The sequence below is a fragment of the Rhizobium sp. TRM95796 genome (assembly GCF_025779995.1).
GTDB lineage: Bacteria > Pseudomonadota > Alphaproteobacteria > Rhizobiales > Rhizobiaceae > Rhizobium_E.
This window is the reverse complement of sequence record NZ_JAOXHE010000008.1, coordinates 271,830-291,391: the sequence shown is the minus strand read 5'-3', so window position 1 is coordinate 291,391 and position 19,562 is coordinate 271,830. Positions and strand designations below refer to the sequence as shown.

Below are 19,562 nucleotides of genomic sequence, written 5' to 3'. Positions count from 1 at the left end.
AGCCGGCATCACTGAAAATGATGGATCATGGACGGATGGCGCGGATGTCTGCGATCGCCTCGTCGAAGTCTCGCGCCGGGCGGAGGGTGAAAGGGGTTTCGCTCAAATGCGCTTCGAGGATGCGGTCGCACCGAAAGCTGCGCACCGCCTCCCGCTTGTAGTCCCATCCCATGACATACCAGACAGGCGCATTCAGCAGCAGCCATTGCGGCTCGATCTCGCGCCCTGTCAGCCGCCCCTCGACATCGCGATAGGAAAGGCGCACGCGCTTCTGTTCCAGAAAACCCGTCAGCAGGGCTTCGGTGATTTCCGCCCCGAGCGGGGAGAAGCTTTCGACGACGGCGGCCGAAGCAGAGCCGCCGATCAGGATGCGGCTTCTCAAACCGGCGATCTTGTCCTTGAGCGACGGCGCGAAAGACGCCACCAGCTTGCGCCTGACGGCGGCCAGATTGGCGATCAGCCAGGGCGACGGCAATTGCTCGGCGATGGCGAGGCAGACCAGCAACTCCACCGCTTCGCGATAGGTGAGGCTCAACTTTCCCACGCCCCAATTACGCGGCAGGCGCACCCCGCCGCCGCGGCCCCTATCGGCCTCAACCGGCACGCCGCGGTCGCGCAACAAAGCAAGATCCCGGCTGACCGTCCTGAGGCTGACGCCCAATTGCTCCGCCAGGTCTTTCGCCGTCAGCCCAGCGTCGTCCTTGAGCCGGGCTGCGGTGGCGTCGAGCCTTTCAAAACGGGAGCGGTCGGTGGCGCGCATCGAAGAAACATGACATAAAATGGCGTATTAATCCATAGATCATCCTCATCGACAGAGGAGACCTTTGATGACGACGATAAATATCGAGATGGCCAGCTTCCGCCTGAAGCCGGAGATCGAGGAGACAATTTTCGTGGCTGCGTCCGACCGCTTTCAGCGTGAGTTCCTGAATGCCGCGCCCGGCTTTCTGAGCCGGGAATTGTTGCGTGGGGCGGAAGGCGTCTACCTCGATCTCATCCACTGGCGCAGCAAGGAGGACGCGGCGGCGATGATGAAGACGGCGGAGACGTCGCCCGATTGCGCAGAATATTTTGCGTTGATGGATGTTCAGGGCGCTGAAATGCGCCACTTTGAGCCTCTCGCCGTCTATCGGAAACAGTGAGCCCCCATGGAACCGCTCAAGAACCTATTCTCGCGCGAACTCGTGGCTTGGACCGCGTTTCATCTGCAGCGCGCCGCGCCGGACATCGAAGCGGATCCTTTCATCGAAGCCGTGATGGCGCGGCTGCCCGACCTCGAACTGAAAGCGCGGGCGCAACTGCTTGCCGACGCCCTGCATGAACGCCTGCCGAAGAACCCGACGCTCCGCTTTCCCATGCTCCGCGCCATGCTGCATCCCGATGAAGGCGGGGACAGCGACAGGGCTTCGGACGCAGATGGTTTGCGTGGTTGGGCGATCATGCCGCTGACCCTGCTGGTCGGCCAACATGGTCTCGACGATTTCGATGGCGCGATGGCGCTGATGCGCGACATGACCAAACGCCTCACCAGCGAATTCGGCATCCGCTATTGCCTCAGGCATGATCTCGCGCGCGGTCTCGCGATCATGGAAGACTGGGTCGACGATCCCAACCCGCATGTCCGGCGGCTGGTGTCGGAGGGGTCTCGCCCGCGCCTGCCCTGGGCGATGCAACTGCCGGCGCTGATGGCGGACCCGGCGCCGATTTTGCCGCTCTTGGCCCGGCTGCGCGACGACCCGTCGGACTATGTTCGCCGCTCCGTCGCCAATCATCTCAACGACATCTCCAAGGATCACCCGCGCCTGACGGTCGATCTGGGGCGGAACTGGGCGAAGGATGCGCCCCCTGAGCGTCTGTCTCTGCTCAAGCATGGGCTGCGGACGTTGATCAAGAAGGGCGATCCCGGAGCGTTGGAGATCTTCGGCCGCAATGCGCCGGCGGTGTCCGCCAGCTTGCTTCGGCTCTCCGCATCCGGCGTCGTCATGCCCGGCGTGCTGGTCTTCGAAGCCGGGATTACGTCATTGGCGGATCAGCCTCAGATGCTGACGGTCGACTACGTCATCCACTTCCGCAAGGCGCGGGGCGATACGGCGCCCAAGGTGTTCAAGGGCGGCTCGATGACGCTGGCGCCCAGCGAATGCAGGCTCTTCCGCCGCAGCCACGCTTTTCGCCCGATCACCACCAGACGATATTACGCCGGCGAACATTCGATCTGCCTGAGGATCAATGGCGTCGATCAGGATCCCGCCCTGTTCGATCTCACCCCATGAAAAAACCGCCGGGATTTCTCCCGGCGGCTCGATGTCGGTCCAGGCTGCCTGATCAGGCGGCGAGGTCGCGCAGCACCGTCTGCAGGATGCCGCCATTGTGGTAGTAGTCGATCTCGTCGAGCGTATCGATGCGGCAGATGATCGGGATTTCCTTCACCGCGCCGTCGCCATAGGTGACCTTGGCCACCGTCTTGTCGCGCGGCTTGATGTCGGCGAGGCCTTCGATCGTCACCACTTCATCGCCCTTGAGGCCGAGCGTCTGCCAGTTCTGGCCATCCTCGAACACGAAGGGAACGATGCCCATGCCGACCAGGTTGGAGCGATGGATGCGCTCGAAAGACTGGGCGATCACGGCGCGGACGCCGAGCAGGTTCGTGCCCTTCGCCGCCCAGTCGCGCGAGGAGCCGTTGCCATATTCGACGCCGGCGAAGATGACGAGCGGCACGCCCTCTTCCTTATACTTCATGGCGGCGTCGTAGATCGACATCTCTTCCTTGGACGGGTAGTGGATGGTGAACCCGCCTTCCTTGCCGTTCGCGCCCAGCATGTGGTTGCGAATGCGGATATTGGCGAAGGTGCCGCGCATCATCACTTCATGATTTCCGCGACGCGTGCCGTACTGGTTGAAGTCGGCCACCGAGACGCCATGGCCGAGCAGGTAGGCGCCGGCGGGAGACGCGGCCTTGATCGAACCGGCCGGAGAAATATGGTCGGTGGTGATCTTGTCGCCGAACAGGCCGAGTACGCGCGCGCCCTTGATGTCGGTCACGCCGCCAGCCTGCTTCTGCATGCCCACGAAATAGGGCGGGTTCTGCACATAGGTGGAGTTGTCGTCCCAGGCATAGGTCTGGCCATCCGGAACCTGCACGGCCTGCCAGTTGGCGTCGCCCTTGAACACGTCGGCATATTTGCTTTCGTAGAGCTCGCGGGTCACGTATTTCAGGATGAATTCCTGGATTTCCTTCGACGTCGGCCAGATGTCCTTGAGGAAGACCGGGTTGCCGTCCGGGTCATGGCCGAGCGGCTCCTTGGTGAGGTCCTTCTGCACCGAACCGGCCAGCGCATAGGCGACAACCAGCGGCGGCGAGGCCAGATAGTTGGCCTGCACGTCGGGCGAGATGCGGCCTTCGAAATTGCGGTTGCCCGAGAGAACGCCGGCGGTGATCAGGCCCTTCTCGTTGATGGTCTTGGAGATCGGCGCCGGCAGCGGGCCGGAATTGCCGATGCAGGTGGTGCAGCCGAAGCCGACCAGATTGAAGCCGAGCTTGTCGAGCGAGTCTTGCAGGCCGGACTTGGCGAGATATTCGCCGACCACTTGCGATCCGGGCGCCAGCGACGTCTTGACCCAGGGCGCCGACTTCAGGCCCTTGGCGACCGCATTGCGGGCCAGAAGGCCGGCGGCGATCAGAACGCTCGGGTTGGAGGTGTTGGTGCAGGAGGTGATGGCGGCGATCGCCACATCGCCATGGCCTAGATCGAAATCCTCGCCTTCGACCGCGTAACGGTTGGTCAGCTGTCCCGGCTTCTTGTAATCGCCTTCGAGCGCGGCAGCGAAGTTCGGCGCGATGGTTTCGAGGGCCAGACGGCCTTCCGGACGCTTGGGGCCGGCCATCGAGGGCACGACATCGCCGAGATCGAGTTCGAGCGTGTCGGTGAAGACGAGATCGGCGCCGTCGCCGTCACGCCACATGCCTTGCGCCTTGGAATAGGCTTCGACGAGAGCAATCCGGTCCGTGGTGCGGCCCGACATGGTGAGGTAGTTGATGGTTTCGCCGTCGACCGGGAAGAAGCCGCAGGTCGCGCCATATTCCGGACCCATATTGCCGATGGTGGCGCGGTCGGCGAGCGACATCGAATCCAGGCCCGGGCCGAAGAATTCGACGAACTTGGACACGACGCCCTTCTTGCGCAGCATCTGCACGACCGTCAGCACGAGGTCGGTGGCGGTGACGCCTTCCTTGACCTTACCGGTGAGCTTGAAACCGATGACCTCGGGCAGCAGCATGGACACCGGCTGGCCGAGCATGGCGGCTTCGGCTTCGATGCCGCCCACGCCCCAGCCGAGCACGCCGAGACCGTTGATCATCGTGGTGTGCGAATCGGTGCCGACGCAGGTGTCGGGATAGGCGACCGTCTCGCCGTCTTCATCCTTGGTCCAGACCGTCTGGCCGAGATATTCCAGATTGACCTGGTGACAGATGCCGGTGCCCGGAGGAACGACGCGGAAATTCTTGAACGCCTGCTGGCCCCATTTCAGGAAGCGGTAGCGCTCGCCGTTGCGCTCATATTCGAGCTCGACATTGCGATTGAACGCCTGCGGCGTGCCGAATTCGTCGACGATGACGGAGTGGTCGATGACCAGATCGACGGGCACCAGCGGATTGATCTTTTCGGGATCGCCGCCGAGCGCCTTGATGCCGTCGCGCATCGCCGCGAGGTCGACCACGGCGGGAACGCCGGTGAAGTCCTGCATCAGCACGCGGGCCGGGCGATAGGCGATCTCATATTCGCTCAAGCCCTTGTTGACGAGCCAGGCGGCGACCGCCTGAATATCGGCCTTGGTGACCGAACGGTCGTCTTCGTTGCGGAGCAGGTTCTCGAGAAGGACCTTCATCGAATAGGGCAGCTTGGAAACGCCGGCCAGGCCGTTGGCTTCGGCCTTCGGCAGGCTGTAGTAGACATAGTCCTTGCCGTTCACGGTCAGCGTAGAGCGGCAATTGAAACTATCGAGGGAATGCGACATGGAAAACCCGTCTCGTCTGTTCAGCTGAACTGACGTGCGAACGCCCGGCGCCCGAAAGCGCATGATGGGATGCGGGTGCAACCATTTCCGCTGTCCGCACGAAGAATTGTTTTTCAACTCTTGGTTCGGCGCAAGGATGACCTTCACGCCGGCTGCTGGCGCGATTGCGGACGTTATAGATAATTTCTAAACAAGGTTCCATACTGACGAAGGTCGAAGCTGAAGTTTTTTTGCATCGCAGAACAAATCGCCCGGGAGATGAAGAATGCGTTTGGAAGCCCGCGAAATCGCGGCAAACCGTGGCGGGGAAAGGCTTTTTTTGGCTGTTTCTTTCGACTTGGCCTCCGGTGAGAGCCTGGTTCTGAAAGGCAAGAACGGCACGGGAAAATCGACGCTGATTCGCACCGTGGCCGGTCTGCTGCCGCTGGAAGAGGGATCGGTGACGCTGACGCTCGACGATGGGAGGACAGCTCCACGCGCCGCCGAGGCCTGCCACTATCTCGGCCATCGAAACGCCATGAAAAAGGAACTGACGGTTGAGGAAAATCTCCAGTTCTGGAAGTCCTTCTTCGGAGATTATCAGGGCAGGTCCGGCATGGAGATCGACGAGGCGGCCGACGCGCTCGGCCTCATCGGCCTTTTGCACCTCCCCTTCGGCTATCTCTCGGCCGGCCAGCAGCGACGCATGGCCATGGCGAAGCTTCTGACCGCCTGGCGGCCGGTCTGGCTTCTGGACGAGCCGACGGCGGCGCTGGACAGCCAGTCCGAATCCCTGTTTGCACGGCTGATGAAAACCCATCTTGACCAGGGCGGACTGATCATTGCCGCCACGCACCAGCCGCTCGCCCTCGACGGCGCCCGAGAACTCGTTATGACCGGCTTCGATTATCTCGGCGAGGCCGCATGACCGCTCTCTTCCTCCGCGATCTCAGACTGGGTTTCCGCGCCGGCGGCGGCGTGATGATCGGCATCCTGTTCTTCATGACCGTGGTCGCCGTGATCCCGTTCGGCGTCGGCCCCGATCTCAATCTCCTGTCGCGCATCGGGCCTGCGATCCTCTGGGTGGGGGCGCTGCTCGCCTCGCTGCTCGGACTGGACCGGTTGTTCCAAGCCGATCGCGACGATGGGTCGCTCGATCTGCTGATGATGCAGGAGACGCCGCTGACGCTGATCGTGCTGATCAAATGCCTGGCGCATTGGGTCTCCGCAGTCCTGCCGCTGGTCGCAGCCTCGCCGCTCCTCAGCCTCTTCATGAATATGAACGAGACGGCGATGGGGGCTCTCGCCTTGACGCTGCTGGCCGGCTCGCCCGCCATCACCTTCATCGGGGCTGCGGGCGCTGCGGTGGCGGTGGCCCTGCCGCGAGGCGGGCTGATCGTCTCGATCCTCGTCCTGCCGCTGACCATCCCGGTGCTGATCTTCGGCGTCTCCGCCGTCTATGCGGCGGTCGAGGACCCCGCCCCCTTCCTGCCGCCCTTTCTGGCGTTGATCGCGCTCAGCCTGTTCTTCGCCGTCATCGGCCCTTTGGCGGCCGCTTTCGCGCTGCGCGCATCGGCGGAATGATGACCAAGATGTGAGGCCGATTCCGCTCCAGGTTTGACGAGGATCAATTGCGGGCCGCCCGCTTTGACGGTAAGACTTCGCCCATGACAGAGACAAGCCTCACCCTCTCCAAGCTCACGGCGCTCGCCAACCCGACGCGCTTCATCGCGCTGGCCACGCGGATCATTCCCTGGCTGGCGGCGATTTCGGCGCTCTGTCTGATCGCGGGCGTCTATCTGAGCTTCACCACCGAGGGCGATTATCAGCAGGGCGAGACGGTCCGGATCATGTATATCCATGTTCCCTCGGCCTGGCTGTCGATGATGTGCTATACGGTGATGGCGGCTTCGGCGTTGGGCACGCTGGTCTGGCGGCATCCGCTTGCGGACGTCTCGGCCAAGACCGCAGCGCCGCTCGGCGCCGCCTTCACCTTTCTGGCGCTGGTCACCGGCTCGCTCTGGGGCAAGCCGATGTGGGGAACCTGGTGGGTGTGGGACGCGCGGCTGACTTCGGTCTTCATCCTGTTTCTGATGTATCTCGGCCTCATCGCCTTCAACCGCGCCATGGACGATCCCGGCCGCGCCGCCCGCGTCAGCGCGATCATGATCCTGGTCGGTTTCGTCAATATTCCGATCATCAAGTTTTCGGTCGAGTGGTGGAATACGCTTCACCAGCCGGCCAGCGTCATGCGGCTCGACGGGCCGACCATCGATCCGGAATTTCTGAAACCGCTGTTGATCATGGCGATCGGCTTCACGCTGCTGTTCTTCACCCTGCATCTGACAGCCATGCGCAACGAGATTTGGCGGAGGCGCATCGCGGTGATGCGCCGCCACGCGGCGCGCTCCGCCCAGGCCGGAGGCGCGTCATGACGCATGCCTTTTACGTCTATGCGTCCTGGGGCGCCGCCGCATTGGTGCTGATCGGTGTGATCGCGGCGACCTGGCTCGACAGCCGCAAGCTCCAGGCCGATCTGAAGCGCCTGGAAGCCCAAGGCATCCGCCGGAGATCCGCCGCCGGGAGCGACGCATCGTGACCGATATGCCCGAGCAGCCCAAGGGCAAGGGACGTCGCGTCCTGATCGCGCTCCTGCCGCTTCTGTTGTTTTTCGGCCTGGCCGGCGTGTTCCTGATGCAGCTGACCTCGGGACGCGACAGGTCGATCATCCCCTCCGCCTTGATCGGCAAGCCTGCGCCGACGCTCGCGCTGCAGCTGCTCGACGGCGCGGTGAAGAACGGCCAGCCGGTTCCGGCGCTGACGTCGGAGGCGATCGCCGGCAAGCTGACGCTCGTCAATGTCTGGGCGTCCTGGTGCGTGCCCTGCCGGCAGGAGCATCCGATCATTCTCGGCCTGTCGACCGACGACCGGCTGACTGTCGTGGGGATCAATTATAAGGACAAGAACGACGCGGCGCTGGCTTTCCTCGGCGAGCTCGGCAACCCCTTCTCGGCGATCGGCGTCGATCCCAAAGGCGCAGCCGCGATCGACTGGGGCGTCTATGGCATTCCGGAATCGTTCCTGGTCGGGCCGGACGGGACGATCGTCTACAAGCATGTCGGCCCCTTCGACGAGGCGTCGGTGCGCGCCGAGTTGCTGCCCGCCATCGAAAAGGCGCTCGCACAGAAGAAGTAACGACCAGGCGAAGCGTCGTCGCCTTCTCGAACTGGATTTCAGACAACAAAAAAGCCCGGGCAGGCCGGGCTTTTTCGCAAAACTCTTTCGAGCGTCGATCAGATGCCGAGGCCGGAGAAGCGCTTGTTGAACTTGGAGACGCGGCCGCCGCGGTCCATCAGCTGCTGATTGCCGCCGGTCCAGGCCGGATGCGACTTCGGATCGATTTCGAGGTTCATGACCTGACCTTCCGAACCCCAGGTCGAACGGGTTTCGTATTCGGTGCCGTCGGTCATGACGACCTTGATCATGTGATAGTCGGGGTGAATTTGAGCTTTCATGACACTGTCCTGCCGTCAGAGTGGTCTTTTGCCGCATGACTTGCGGCTGCCGAGCCAAACGAATAAATGAAGCCGCAGTCGCCTGTGGACCACGGCTTCGCTTGATGGCGAGGCCTATACATGAAGCGATTGAGGATAACAAGTGCCTGCGCCCGGGAATCTCCGCAAGGATGCCCTCCAGCCGGCCTCACACAGCGGAGTAGGCCGGGTGGCCCGTAAAACAGAAACGACCTCGCGCGCGAACCTGAAACCGCTGGCGCGCCTCGCGCCCTACATCGGCCGATACAAGGGGCTGGCTGGCGGCGCGCTCTTCGCGCTGGCGCTGGCGGCGGCCACGACATTGGTCCTGCCGCTCGCCGTGCGCCGGATGATCGACAACGGCTTCTCCCATTCCGACCCGAGCTTCATCAATACCTATTTCTCGATGCTGATGGGGCTGGCCGTGGTGCTGGCTCTGGCCTCGGCGCTGCGCTACTACTTCGTCATCACCATCGGCGAGCGCATCGTCGCCGACCTCCGGCGCGACGTTTTCGCCCATATCGTCAAGCTGTCGCCGTCCTTCTTCGACGCCAACCAGTCCGGCGAGATCGTCTCGCGACTGACCGCGGATACGGTGCAGATCAAGTCGGCCGTCGGCGCCACCGCTTCGCTCGCGCTGCGCAATATGATCCTCTGTCTCGGCGCGATCGCCATGATGATCTACACCAGCCCGAAACTGTCGGCGCTGGTGCTGATCGCCATTCCGCTCATCGTCTTCCCGCTGGTCGGCTTCGGCCGCTCGGTGCGCAAGCGCTCGCGCGAGGCGCAGGACCGGTTGGCGGGGGCTTCCGCCTATGCCTCCGAAGCCATCGGCGCGATCCGCACCGTGCAGGCCTTCAACGCCGGCGGCATCGCCCGCGACCGCTTCGGCGACGCCGCGGAGCAAGCTTTCGAAGCCGCGCGGCTCTCCACCCGCCAGCGCGCCTTCCTGACCGGCTTCGCCATCACCATGGTGTTCGGCAGCGTGGTGGCGGTCCTCTGGTATGGCGCCCAGGGCGTGCTCGCAGGCACGATCACCGCCGGCACGCTCAGCCAGTTTCTGCTCTATTCGGTGATGGCCGCCGGCGCGCTCGGCGCATTGTCGGAAGTCTGGAGCGAACTGTCGCAGGCCTCGGGCGCAGCCTCGCGGCTGATGGAGCTCCTCGCCGAAACGCCCGATATCGCCGCCCCCCCTGCCCCCGCCGCTCTGCCGAGTCCGGCGCGCGGCGGCGTCGGCTTCGACCAGGTGGATTTCGCCTATCCCAGCCGTCCGGGAACCTCCGCCCTCAAGGGCTTGAGCCTGACCGTCGCCCCCGGCGAACGCGTCGCCGTGGTCGGTCCTTCCGGCGCGGGCAAGAGCACGCTGTTTTCCCTCATCCTGCGCTATTACGATCCCGGCGCCGGCCGCATCCTGATCGACGGCGTCGACGCCCGCTCGGTCGACCCGATAGATTTGCGCGACCGCATCGCCATCGTGCCGCAGGATGTGACGATCTTCGCCGCCTCGATCTTCGACAACATCGCCTTCGGCGCGCCGAACGCGACCCGGGCGCAGGTGGAGGCCGCCGCCCGCGCCGCCCAAGCCGAGGAATTCATCCTGAGGCTCGAAAACGGCTACGACACCGAAGTCGGCGAGCGCGGCGTGATGCTCTCGGGCGGCCAGCGCCAGCGCATCGCCATCGCCCGCGCCATCCTGCGCGACGCGCCCATCCTGCTGCTCGACGAGGCCACCTCGGCGCTCGACGCCGAAAGCGAAAAACTGGTGCAGACGGCGCTGGACGGGCTTATGACCGGCCGCACCACCATTGTCATCGCCCATCGCTTGGCCACCGTGCTCAAGGCCGACCGCATTCTGGTCATGGATCAGGGTCGCGTGGTGGAGGAGGGCACGCATGCCTCGCTCTCCGCGCTGGGCGGCATCTATTCGCGCCTCGCGCGTTTACAATTCGGGATCGAGCATGATGCGCCCGCCGGGACGCCGTTGCGCTCTGTGTCGGCGGGCGAATAGCCCGCCCGCGTTCATAGTCCGACACTCCTGCCGGCCACGCGGCCGGAATATAGGCACCCGCCGAGAAACGTGCCTTCGAGCGCGTTGTAGCCATGCATGCCGCCCCCTCCGAAGCCGGCGGCCTCGCCGACCGCATAGAGGCCGGGGATTTCCCGGCCTTCAGCGTCGAGCGCCCGCGCCTTGAGATCGGTGTGCAGCCCACCCAGCGTCTTGCGGGTGAGAATATTGAGCTTCACGGCGATCAGCGGCCCGGCGGCCGGATCGAGAATGCGGTGCGGCTTCGCCGTGCGCATCAGCTTATCGCCGAGATAGGCGCGGGCGCCGCGAATGGCCGTCACCTGCGCGTCCTTGGCGAACCGATTGTCGATCTCTCGGTCGCGGGCCTCGATCTGCCGGCGGATAGCTCCGGCGTCGAGCAGCGGCTCGTCGGTCAACCCATTCATGCCGGCGACGAGGTCCTCCAGCGTGTCGCGCACCACGAAATCGGCGCCCTTCTCCATGAAGGCCCGCACCGGTCCGGGCGGCTCCTTGCCGAGCCGTTTCAGAAGCAGCGGAATGTCCTTGCCGGTGAGATCGGGGTTCTGTTCGCTGCCCGAGAGCGCGAATTCCTTCTTGATGATCGCCTTGGTCAGGATGAACCAGGAATAGTCGTGCCCGGTGGAGAGGATCGCCTTCAACGTTCCGAGCGTGTCGAAGCCGGGCATGTAAGGGGCGGGAAACCGCCGCCCCAACGCATCGAACCAGAGGGAGGACGGCCCCGGAAGGATGCGGATGCCGTGATCGGGCCAGATCGGATCCCAATTGCGCAGGCCTTCGGTATAATGCCACATGCGGTCGGGATTGATGACGTCGCCTCCAGCCTCCTGGGCGATGTCGATCATGCGGCCGTCGACATGGGCGGGCACGCCTGACACCATGTTGCGCGGCGCCTGTCCCAGCCGCTCCACCGGCCAATTGCGCCGCACCAGATCGTGATTGCCGCCGATGCCGCCCGAGGCGACGATGGTCGCGCCCGCCGAAATCTCGAAATCGCCGATGACGTCGCGACTGCTCTTGCCGCCCCGGACCACGGCATCCTGCGCCAGCACGCTGCCTCGCGCCCCCGTAACGGCGCCGTTGACGGCAACGAGGCCATCGACCTGATGGCGGAAGCGGAAAGAGAGACGGCCTGCACGCTCCTGTTCGCGGGCGCGGCGGATGAAAGGAGCGAGCACGCCGGGACCGGTGCCCCAGGTGACGTGAAAGCGGGGAACCGAATTGCCGTGACCGCTGGCGAGCGCTCCGCCGCGCTCGGCCCATCCGACGACGGGAAACCAGCGCATGCCCTGCGCATGCAGCCAGGCGCGCTTCTCGCCGCTCGCGAAATCGAGATAGGCTTCCGCCCAGAGCCGTGGCCAGAGATCTTCGGGGCGGTCGAAAGCGGCGGAGCCGAACCAGTCCTGCCGCGCCAGGTCGAACGTGTCGCGGATGCGCATGCGGCGCTGCTCGGGACTGTCGATGAAGAACAGGCCGCCGAGCGACCAGAAGGCCTGGCCGCCCAGATTCTGCTCGCCCTCCTGATCCAGGACGATGACCTTAAGCCCCCGATCGGCGGCCTCGACGGCGGAAACCAAGCCCGCCAACCCGCCGCCGATCACCAAGACGTCGCAATCCATGAAATCCTCCCAAACTTCGACGGGAAGTCTAGGACGGGATCACGGCGCGCGCAATCATTTATGACAGATGATCAGGTTAACCCTTGGGGACGGGACGGTTCGCGACATCGCGCAGCGCCTTGTGGATATGCTCGTTGCCGGCCACGATCGTGCCGCTGCCGAAAATATCCGCGCCGCCGTCCATGTCGGAAGAAAAGCCGCCGGCTTCGCGGATCATGACGATGCCCGCCGCCATATCCCAGGGGGACAGGCCTTCTTCCCAGAAACCGTCCATGCGGCCGGCCGCCACGAAGGCGAGATCGAGCGACGCTGCGCCCAGGCTGCGCAAGCCCGCCGCTTCACCCATGACATGGCGAAGCTGGATGAGGTAGCGGCCATGCATGCCGTGGCCTAGATGCGGCATGCCGCAGCCGATGACCGCGTCCGACAGGCTCTTGCGGGCCGACACCCGCAGGCGTCGGTCGTTGACATAGGCGCCGCCGCCGCGTTCGGCGGTGAAGAGCTCGTCGCTGGCGGGATTGTAGATCACGCCGGCGACCATCTCGCCGCCGCGCTCCAGGCCGATCGACACCGCGAATTGCGGGATGCCGTGCAGGAAGTTGGTGGTGCCGTCGAGCGGATCGACGATCCAGCGATGCGAACCGTCGGTGCCCTTGATCTCTTCGCTTTCCTCGCCGAGGAAGCCATAGGTGGGACGCGCCTTGAGCAGTTCCTCGCGGACGATCTTTTCGGCCTTGCGGTCGGCCTGGCTCACATAATTGCCGGGGCCCTTCAGCGACACCTGCAGGTTCTGCACCTCGCCGAAATCGCGGGAGAGGGACTTGCCGGCCTTCAAAGCGGCCTGGACCATCACATTCAAGAGCGCCGAACGGGCCATGGGGGAGTTCCTTCAAAGTGAAGCGGCCCCGCAGACGGGGCCGTACAACGAGCAATCGGCTGCGGCTCAGAGGCGCGCCGATGAGATTGGCGGCCTCAAGACCACAAAACCCGGCTTTTTTCAAGCCTCTTGTGGCGCATGGCTCCCGCGCGCCGTCGTCAAGGTTAAGAGACCAGGCTCGCCGCTAGCGAGCGCGAAACTGGTTGGCCCGGTGAATGGCTTCCTTCTGCTGCTCGTCCTCGATGCCGAGAAAGAAATCCTCCAGATCGAGATCGGCAAAGCCCGCCCGCCGCGACAGCACATACCATTTGGCCGCCTCGACCGGGTCGGGTCGGGTGCCGATGGCGTAGACATAGAGATGGGCGAGTTTGTTCTGCGCCAGCACATGACCGCGATTGGCCGCGCGCTTCATCCATTGAAAACCGGTTTCGTAGTCGCGAGGGCCGGCGACGCCGTTGATGTTCCAGACGGCGAGATCGAACAGCGCCGTGTCGAAGCCGGATTTCGCCGCCTTCAACAGCCAGCCGCGGGCGGCGGCCTTCTTTTCGGCGTCGACCGGCAGGTTGGCGTAGATCTGCGCCACCGCGTATTCGGCGTCGGGCACGCCCTTCGCGGCGGCTTTCTCATACCAGGGCAATGCTTCGGTGAGCCCGTCCGGACCGGGTTTGGCGGCGACCAGGATCTGGGCGACGTTGAACTGCGCCTGCGGATTGCCGCCGCGCGCCGCCTGCCACATCATGTCGTCCGCCTTCTTCTTGTCGCGCGCAACGAGTCCGCCGTCCATCAGCATCAGAGCGTATTTGAACTGGGCGTTGGCGTCCCCGGCGCGGGCGGCCTGTTCATACCAGAACACCGCATCCTTGGGATTGCGCCGTACGCCCAGCCCGTTGTTCAGAAGCTCGGCCACCAAAGTCTGGGCGGCCGACTCGCCTTTCTGCGCCCTGGGAAGCGCCAGATCCATGGCTTCGAGATAATAGCCGCGTTGATAGGCGCCATAGGCGTCGTCGACCTTTCCCTGAAACGGCTTTTCCGGCGGAAGATCGGGAAGGGATGCGCCCATGCGCGCAAGCAGGCTCAGGCCGCCGGATGGGGCGATGTCGCTCTTCTGCGGCGAATTCAACGCCGGCAGCGCTTCGGCGTTGCCGGTGGGGGCCAGACGATCGCGCTTGATGGCGCGGCTTTCGTCGCCGCCGCCCAGCATGCGCTGCATGACGTCGGTCGACGCCGCCTGCGCGCCATGAAGGGCCGCCAGAAGCGCCGCCAGACCCAATAATCCCGCCCAAATCGATCTCTTCGCCGTCATGCGAATCGTTCAACCCTCAAAGCGTGGCGCTTTTTCGTCCAGCAGCGCATTCACTTCCTGCACGATCTGCGCGGCGCGGCCGGGTTCGGCGAACACCGCGAGTCGGAGGGCTGCGAATTCCGCGCCGCTCTCGGCGATCGCGATGACGGATGCAGGGTCGGTCCCGCCCATGACGATGCAGGGAATTTCCACCAGCGACGACCACCATTCGCCGAGCGCGACATTCTTGGGATGGGCCTCGGGCTTGATGTCGCCCGTCGCCTTGCCGAAGAAGATGTAGTCCGGCTGCGCCTCGCCCACCTCCAGCGCCTTGTGGCGATCCTGGGCGTTGCCGCCGCCGACGATCATCTTCGGCGCATGCTTTTCGATCGCTTCGGCCAGCGCCTCGGGATTGGCTTCGATATGCAGGCCGTCGGCTTTGACGCGGCCCGCCACGCGGCTGTCGCCCGCAATGAGGGCGGCGGCGCCGGCGTCCTGCACCACGGGGACGACGGCTTCGGCGAGCTTCTGGAACGCGCCGTCGTCGAGACCGTATTGCGGAATGATCACGGAGGCGACGTCGCCGCCTTTCAGCGCGTCGGCCATCGCCTGCGCCGCGTCCTGCGGGTCGGCGATTTCGGGCGCGATCAAGACGAGGCGGCAGCGGTTTTCGACGGTCGACATGGACTTCCTGTTCTCGTTCTGCTCTTTTGCGGCGCGACGCGGCCGAGAGCCTCGGCTTCTGCCATAACCCCGGGAATGAAAACGATCAACATGCCCATCGACGCCAGCTTCTATTTCATCGCCATTCCGGCCGTTCTTCTGGTGGGGCTGAGCAAAGGCGGGCTTGGCGACGCGCTCGGACTGCTGGGCGTGCCGATCCTCTCCATGGCCGTGCCGCCGGCGCAGGCGGCCGCCATCCTGTTGCCGATCCTGATCGTCATGGACGGGGCGTCGCTATGGATGTGGCGCAAGCACAATGCGCCGGGATTGGTGAAGATCATGCTGCCGGGCGGATTGGTCGGCATCGCGATCGGCTGGGCGACCTGGGCGATCGTCCCGTCCTACGCCATGCGGTTGATCATCGGCGTGATCGCCGTCACCTTCGCCGCCCGCTTCTTCATCAATCGCTACGGTCCGAGACGGCGTGAAGAGACGCCGCCTCGTCCCCACGACTGGCGCCGCGCCGGATTTTGGGGGACTCTTTCCGGCTATGGAAGTTTCGTCGCTCACGCCGGCGGCGCGCCGTTCCAGGTCTACGGACTGCCGCTCAAGCTGCCGCCCCGCGACTATACCGGCGCCGCCGTGCGCTTTTTCGCCATCGTCAATTTCATCAAGCTCGCGCCCTATCAGGCGCTGGGGCAACTCGACTTCACCAATCTGGCGATTTCCGCCAGCCTGTTCCCGATCGCGCCGCTGGCGACGATCGCCGGCGGCGCGATCGTCAGGCGCATGCGCGTCGAGGTGTTTTACCCCTTTATGTACGCCATGCTGTCGATCGCCGGGCTGAAGCTGTGCTACGACGGCGGCGCAGCGGTTGTTTCCGCGCTCGCTAAGCTTTGAATGCAATGCAGAAAATTTAAATGCGATGCACAAAAAACACTTGTGAGACCTGAAACTCTGGCTTAGCTTTTCGCTGATGAGCGCAGATCCTTTCGCAGCAATTTCCGATTCCAATCGCCGCTTCCTCCTGGAGGAATTGCGGAGGGCCCCGCGCACGGTCAACGAACTGGCGGCGCTTCTGCCTGTCAGCCGTCCGGCTGTGTCACAGCATTTGAAGGCATTGCTGGATTGCCACATGGTGACGGTGGAGAGCCAGGGCACGAAACGGATCTACGCGATCAATCCGCAGGGCTTCCAGAAAATCGGCTTCTGGCTGGATCAGTTCTGGTCCGCCTGAGCGTCGCGACGATCGTGGCGCCGGCGTAACTGTCGGTGGAAAGGGCCGCCTGTCGCGGCTCCCGAATTGACGCAATGACGATGCGCAGAAGCGGGACGGCGACCCTTCGAAGTTTGGGGGGATGGGCGGATCAGTGACGCGTATTCTTACGCAGCCGTTCGATTTCGTCCTTGATTTTCAGCTTCTCTCTCTTGATCTGGCTGATGGTCGTATCGCCTGTGGCGGGATGCAGCATTGCGGAATGCAGTTCGGCTTCAAGGGCTCCATGCTTTTTTTCGAGCGTCTGAATATGAGCTTCTATAGTCATGGGCAGTTTCCTTTTGGTTCGGCCCACACCCGGCCATCCTCCGCCGGATGTTTCAGGCTGCAACATAAGGAGTCTGCCATGTAATGCCCCGTTTGTCGAAGCCCATTTCGCCGGAAAGGAAAACTTCCCGTTAGCGGATGATTCGTGTTAGGAGCGAAATCTGCCAAGTGGCGGGACTACAGGCGCTTGCCGCCGAAGACAAAGAGAATGGGGACGGGACCGAATGGCCGATCAGGAGCAGGCTGAGCTTAGATTGAATGCGGCGAGACTGCGGCAGGAGCACGAGGATTACGACGTGGCGATCAATGCGATGATCGCGACCGGCTGCGACGCGCTTCGGATCCAGCGCATGAAAAAGAAGAAGCTGGTCATCAAGGACAAGCTAAGCCAGGTCGAAGACCAGATCATCCCCGACATCATCGCCTGACGAAAGCCTGTTCATGACGCTCTCCAAGCCGCCCGTCGCCATCATCATGGGAAGCCAGTCCGACTGGGAGACCATGAAGAACGCCGCCGACACGCTCGATGCGCTGGAAATTCCCTATGAAGCGCGCATCATTTCCGCCCATCGCACCCCGGACCGCCTGGTCAATTTCGCCAAGACCGCTCGCGACGAAGGCTTCAAGGTCATCATCGCCGGAGCCGGCGGCGCGGCCCATCTGCCCGGCATGGCCGCGGCGATGACGCCCTTGCCCGTATTCGGCGTGCCGGTTCAGTCCAAGGCGCTGTCGGGACAGGACAGCCTGTTGTCGATCGTGCAGATGCCGGCCGGCATTCCCGTGGGAACGCTGGCGATCGGCCGCGCCGGCGCCGTCAACGCCGCATTGTTGGCCGCAGCCGTTCTCGCCCTTTATGACGACGACCTCGCCGACCGGCTCGACACCTGGCGTGAAGAGCAGAGCGCGTCGGTGGCCGAACATCCGGTGGATCTCTGAGATGAGCGCAAAAACGATCGGCATCATCGGCGGCGGCCAGCTCGGCCGTATGCTGGCCATGGCCGCGAGCCGGCTGAATTTCCGCACCCTCATCCTGGAGCCAGCGCGCGACTGCCCGGCGGCGCAGCTCGCCAATGGCCAAATCGTCGCCGCCTATGACGACGAGGCGGCGTTGGCAGACCTCGCCGCGCGCTGCGATGTGGTGACCTATGAATTCGAAAACGTGCCGGTCGAGGCAGCACGCCGGCTCGCCGACAGCGTCGCGGTCTATCCGCCTCCCTTCGCGCTCGAAGTCGCACAGGACCGGCTGACCGAGAAGCGCTATCTCAATTCCGTCGGCATCCCCACCGCCGATTTCCGCGCCGTCGACAGTCAGGCCGATCTCGAAACCGCTTTGGCGGAATTCGGCGGCGAGGGCGTGCTCAAGACGCGGAGGCTGGGCTATGACGGCAAGGGCCAGATGCTGTTCCGCGAGGGCGACAGCGCCGAAGGCGCATTCGACAAGCTCGGCGGCGCGGCTCTGATCCTCGAAAGCTTCATCCCTTTCGAACGCGAGATTTCGGTGATCGCCGCCCGCGACGCGGAGGGCCAGGTCGTCTGCTTCGACCCGGCGGAGAATGTTCATCGCAACGGCATCCTGCACACCTCCACTCTGCCGGCCGCCATCGACGATCATGTCGCAGCCCAGGCGCGCGACGCCGCCGAAAGGCTGCTCGCTGGCCTCGATTATGTCGGCGTCATCGGCATCGAGTTCTTCGTCGGCAAGGGCGGCGCGCTGATCGCCAACGAGATCGCGCCGCGCGTGCATAATTCAGGACACTGGACGGAAGCCGCCTGTGTCATCTCACAATTCGAGCAGCATATCCGCGCCGTCTCCGGCCTGCCGCTCGGCGACCCTGCCCGCCATAGCGACTGCGTGATGCAGAACCTGATCGGCGACGACATTCAGAGCGTGGAAGACTGGGCGCGCCAGAAGGACGTCTATATCCATCTCTATGGCAAGACCGAGCCGCGGCCGGGCCGCAAGATGGGCCATATCACCCGTCTGACCGGACCCGCATCGCGATGACGGATCGCGCTCTGGTCGCCTGAAACCATCGCGCCGGGAATGTTCTGCCGGCGGCTTGCGCAGCGGCAGTGAAAGCGAGCCTCGCGCCAGGTCCATGCCGGCATTTTCTCTGCCTATAGACTTTGTCGGCGGCCTGTCGCCTCCTTGCCAAGAATGGCCGTTTTGTGACAGGGTTTGCCGCCACAAAATTCGGAGTTTCCCATGACCCTGCGTCGCAGTTTCCTTCTCGGCCTCGCCGCCCTCATCGCCGCCCCGTTTGCCTCGCATGCGGCTGAACTGCCCGATCTCGGCGGCCGCAAGGTGGTCGTGGTCACCGAAAACGCCTATCCGCCGCTGCAATTCGTCGACCCCAAGACCGGCAAGCAGATCGGCTGGGAATATGACGCCATGGACGACATCGCCAAGCGCCTGAACTTCAAGGTCGAATATCAGAACACCTCGTGGGACGCCATGATCCAGGCGGTGTCCGACGGCCAGTACAATATCGGCATGACGGGCATCACCATCAAAGACGACCGCAAGGAGAAGGTCGACTTCTCCGCCCCCTATATGCGCTCGCAGCAATTGATGCTGGTGCGCGGCGATGAAAGCCGCTTCACCGACGCCAAGACCTTCAAGGCGCTGGAAAGCGGTCTGGTCGGCGCGCAGCCGGGCACCAGCCCGTTCTACACCGCCGTCTACGAAGTGCTCGACGGCAACGAACAGAATCCGCGCATCAAGCTGTTCGAGACCTTCGGCGCCACGGTCCAGGCGCTCAAGGCCGGCGACGTCGATCTGGTGCTGACCGACAGCACCGCCGGCAAGGGCTATGTGGACGCCTCCAACGGCGCGCTGAAGATCGTCGGCGAGCCGCTCGGCACCGAGGATTTCGGCTTCATCTTCCCCAAGGGTTCCGATCTCGTCGCGCCTGTCAACGCCGCCATCGCCGCCATGAAGGCCGACGGCACAATGGACGCGCTCAACAAGAAATGGTTCCTGGACTACAAGATGGGCCAGTAAGTCGT

The 19,562-nt window shown here is 64.0% G+C and carries 22 protein-coding genes; 14 read left to right on the top strand and 8 right to left on the bottom strand.

Translation table 11 applies throughout. The annotated features are described in order from the left end of the window. Window positions 1-25 precede the first annotated feature (25 nt). On the bottom strand, window positions 26-760 hold the full coding sequence (locus OCK01_RS17905) for a helix-turn-helix transcriptional regulator (RefSeq protein WP_263825092.1): 735 nt from the start codon (window positions 758-760) through the stop codon (window positions 26-28). A gap of 67 nt (window positions 761-827) precedes the next feature. Between OCK01_RS17905 and OCK01_RS17900 the strand changes: the two genes are divergently transcribed. Beyond that, window positions 828-1,142: an antibiotic biosynthesis monooxygenase family protein gene (locus OCK01_RS17900; protein WP_263825091.1), complete on the top strand. Its 315-nt coding sequence runs from the start codon at window positions 828-830 to the stop codon at window positions 1,140-1,142. Between the two features lie 6 nt (window positions 1,143-1,148). Further along, window positions 1,149-2,270: a DNA alkylation repair protein gene (locus OCK01_RS17895; RefSeq protein WP_263825090.1), complete on the top strand. Its 1,122-nt coding sequence runs from the start codon at window positions 1,149-1,151 to the stop codon at window positions 2,268-2,270. 52 nt (window positions 2,271-2,322) lie between these two features. Here OCK01_RS17895 and acnA read toward each other — a convergent pair whose 3' ends face one another. Beyond that, window positions 2,323-5,013, bottom strand: a complete 2,691-nt coding sequence (acnA, locus tag OCK01_RS17890) for an aconitate hydratase AcnA (protein ID WP_263825089.1) — start codon at window positions 5,011-5,013, stop codon at window positions 2,323-2,325. 265 nt (window positions 5,014-5,278) lie between these two features. Between acnA and ccmA the strand changes: the two genes are divergently transcribed. The 5 genes from ccmA to OCK01_RS17865 all read left to right on the top strand — a co-directional run bounded on the left by ccmA (window position 5,279) and on the right by OCK01_RS17865 (window position 8,187). Further along, entirely contained in the window at window positions 5,279-5,920 is a 642-nt protein-coding gene (gene ccmA / locus OCK01_RS17885; RefSeq protein WP_263825088.1) for a heme ABC exporter ATP-binding protein CcmA, read from the top strand. Beyond that, window positions 5,917-6,576, top strand: coding sequence for a heme exporter protein CcmB (gene ccmB / locus OCK01_RS17880; RefSeq protein ID WP_137157221.1), 660 nt, complete (start codon window positions 5,917-5,919; stop codon window positions 6,574-6,576). Before ccmA ends, ccmB begins: the two co-directional genes overlap by 4 nt. A gap of 83 nt (window positions 6,577-6,659) precedes the next feature. Continuing rightward, complete coding sequence (locus OCK01_RS17875) at window positions 6,660-7,427, top strand: heme ABC transporter permease (protein ID WP_263825087.1); 768 nt, start codon at window positions 6,660-6,662, stop codon at window positions 7,425-7,427. Continuing rightward, a complete protein-coding gene (gene ccmD / locus OCK01_RS17870; protein ID WP_263825086.1) occupies window positions 7,424-7,591 on the top strand; it encodes a heme exporter protein CcmD in 168 nt (55 codons plus the stop codon). The genes OCK01_RS17875 and ccmD overlap by 4 nt, the downstream gene beginning before the upstream one ends. 5 nt (window positions 7,592-7,596) lie before the next feature. Then, window positions 7,597-8,187, top strand: coding sequence for a DsbE family thiol:disulfide interchange protein (locus OCK01_RS17865; protein WP_263825185.1), 591 nt, complete (start codon window positions 7,597-7,599; stop codon window positions 8,185-8,187). A 98-nt stretch (window positions 8,188-8,285) separates the two neighbouring features. Here the strand turns inward: OCK01_RS17865 and rpmE are convergent, their stop codons facing one another. After that, window positions 8,286-8,507, bottom strand: coding sequence for a 50S ribosomal protein L31 (gene rpmE, locus OCK01_RS17860; RefSeq protein ID WP_182828106.1), 222 nt, complete (start codon window positions 8,505-8,507; stop codon window positions 8,286-8,288). Between the two features lie 208 nt (window positions 8,508-8,715). Here rpmE and OCK01_RS17855 point away from each other — a divergent pair, with 208 nt between their 5' ends. Beyond that, a complete protein-coding gene (locus tag OCK01_RS17855; protein WP_263825085.1) occupies window positions 8,716-10,533 on the top strand; it encodes an ABC transporter transmembrane domain-containing protein in 1,818 nt (605 codons plus the stop codon). Window positions 10,534-10,544: 11 nt separating this feature from the next. Here OCK01_RS17855 and OCK01_RS17850 read toward each other — a convergent pair whose 3' ends face one another. The 4 genes from OCK01_RS17850 to OCK01_RS17835 all read right to left on the bottom strand — a co-directional run bounded on the left by OCK01_RS17850 (window position 10,545) and on the right by OCK01_RS17835 (window position 15,031). Beyond that, entirely contained in the window at window positions 10,545-12,188 is a 1,644-nt protein-coding gene (locus OCK01_RS17850) for an FAD-binding dehydrogenase (protein ID WP_263825084.1), read from the bottom strand. Window positions 12,189-12,264: 76 nt separating this feature from the next. Then, a complete protein-coding gene (locus OCK01_RS17845) occupies window positions 12,265-13,065 on the bottom strand; it encodes an inositol monophosphatase family protein (protein WP_263825083.1) in 801 nt (266 codons plus the stop codon). 184 nt (window positions 13,066-13,249) lie between these two features. Then, window positions 13,250-14,368: a tetratricopeptide repeat protein gene (locus tag OCK01_RS17840; RefSeq protein WP_263825082.1), complete on the bottom strand. Its 1,119-nt coding sequence runs from the start codon at window positions 14,366-14,368 to the stop codon at window positions 13,250-13,252. A 9-nt stretch (window positions 14,369-14,377) separates the two neighbouring features. Beyond that, window positions 14,378-15,031 carry a thiamine phosphate synthase gene (locus OCK01_RS17835; RefSeq protein WP_263825081.1) on the bottom strand — a complete coding sequence of 218 codons (654 nt, stop codon included), beginning with the start codon at window positions 15,029-15,031 and terminating at the stop codon, window positions 14,378-14,380. Between the two features lie 90 nt (window positions 15,032-15,121). On the opposite strand from OCK01_RS17835, the gene OCK01_RS17830 reads away from it, so the two are divergent. After that, a complete protein-coding gene (locus OCK01_RS17830; protein ID WP_263825080.1) occupies window positions 15,122-15,910 on the top strand; it encodes a sulfite exporter TauE/SafE family protein in 789 nt (262 codons plus the stop codon). 73 nt (window positions 15,911-15,983) lie between these two features. After that, the gene (locus OCK01_RS17825) at window positions 15,984-16,247 is read left to right on the top strand and encodes an ArsR/SmtB family transcription factor (RefSeq protein ID WP_263825184.1); all 264 of its coding nucleotides are present in this window, start codon (window positions 15,984-15,986) and stop codon (window positions 16,245-16,247) included. Between the two features lie 130 nt (window positions 16,248-16,377). On the opposite strand, the gene OCK01_RS17820 is transcribed toward OCK01_RS17825, so the two are convergent. Then, window positions 16,378-16,554, bottom strand: a complete 177-nt coding sequence (locus tag OCK01_RS17820; RefSeq protein WP_263825079.1) for a YdcH family protein — start codon at window positions 16,552-16,554, stop codon at window positions 16,378-16,380. A gap of 223 nt (window positions 16,555-16,777) precedes the next feature. Here OCK01_RS17820 and OCK01_RS17815 point away from each other — a divergent pair, with 223 nt between their 5' ends. From OCK01_RS17815 to OCK01_RS17800, 4 genes are all read left to right on the top strand, one after another. Continuing rightward, window positions 16,778-16,981 (top strand): YdcH family protein, encoded by a 204-nt coding sequence (locus tag OCK01_RS17815; protein ID WP_182828100.1) that lies wholly within the window; start codon window positions 16,778-16,780, stop codon window positions 16,979-16,981. Between the two features lie 13 nt (window positions 16,982-16,994). Next, window positions 16,995-17,489: a 5-(carboxyamino)imidazole ribonucleotide mutase gene (purE, locus tag OCK01_RS17810; RefSeq protein WP_137157208.1), complete on the top strand. Its 495-nt coding sequence runs from the start codon at window positions 16,995-16,997 to the stop codon at window positions 17,487-17,489. 1 nt (window position 17,490) lies between these two features. Beyond that, on the top strand, window positions 17,491-18,558 hold the full coding sequence (locus OCK01_RS17805) for a 5-(carboxyamino)imidazole ribonucleotide synthase (RefSeq protein ID WP_263825078.1): 1,068 nt from the start codon (window positions 17,491-17,493) through the stop codon (window positions 18,556-18,558). Between the two features lie 201 nt (window positions 18,559-18,759). Then, window positions 18,760-19,557: a transporter substrate-binding domain-containing protein gene (locus OCK01_RS17800; protein WP_263825077.1), complete on the top strand. Its 798-nt coding sequence runs from the start codon at window positions 18,760-18,762 to the stop codon at window positions 19,555-19,557. Window positions 19,558-19,562 lie beyond the last annotated feature (5 nt).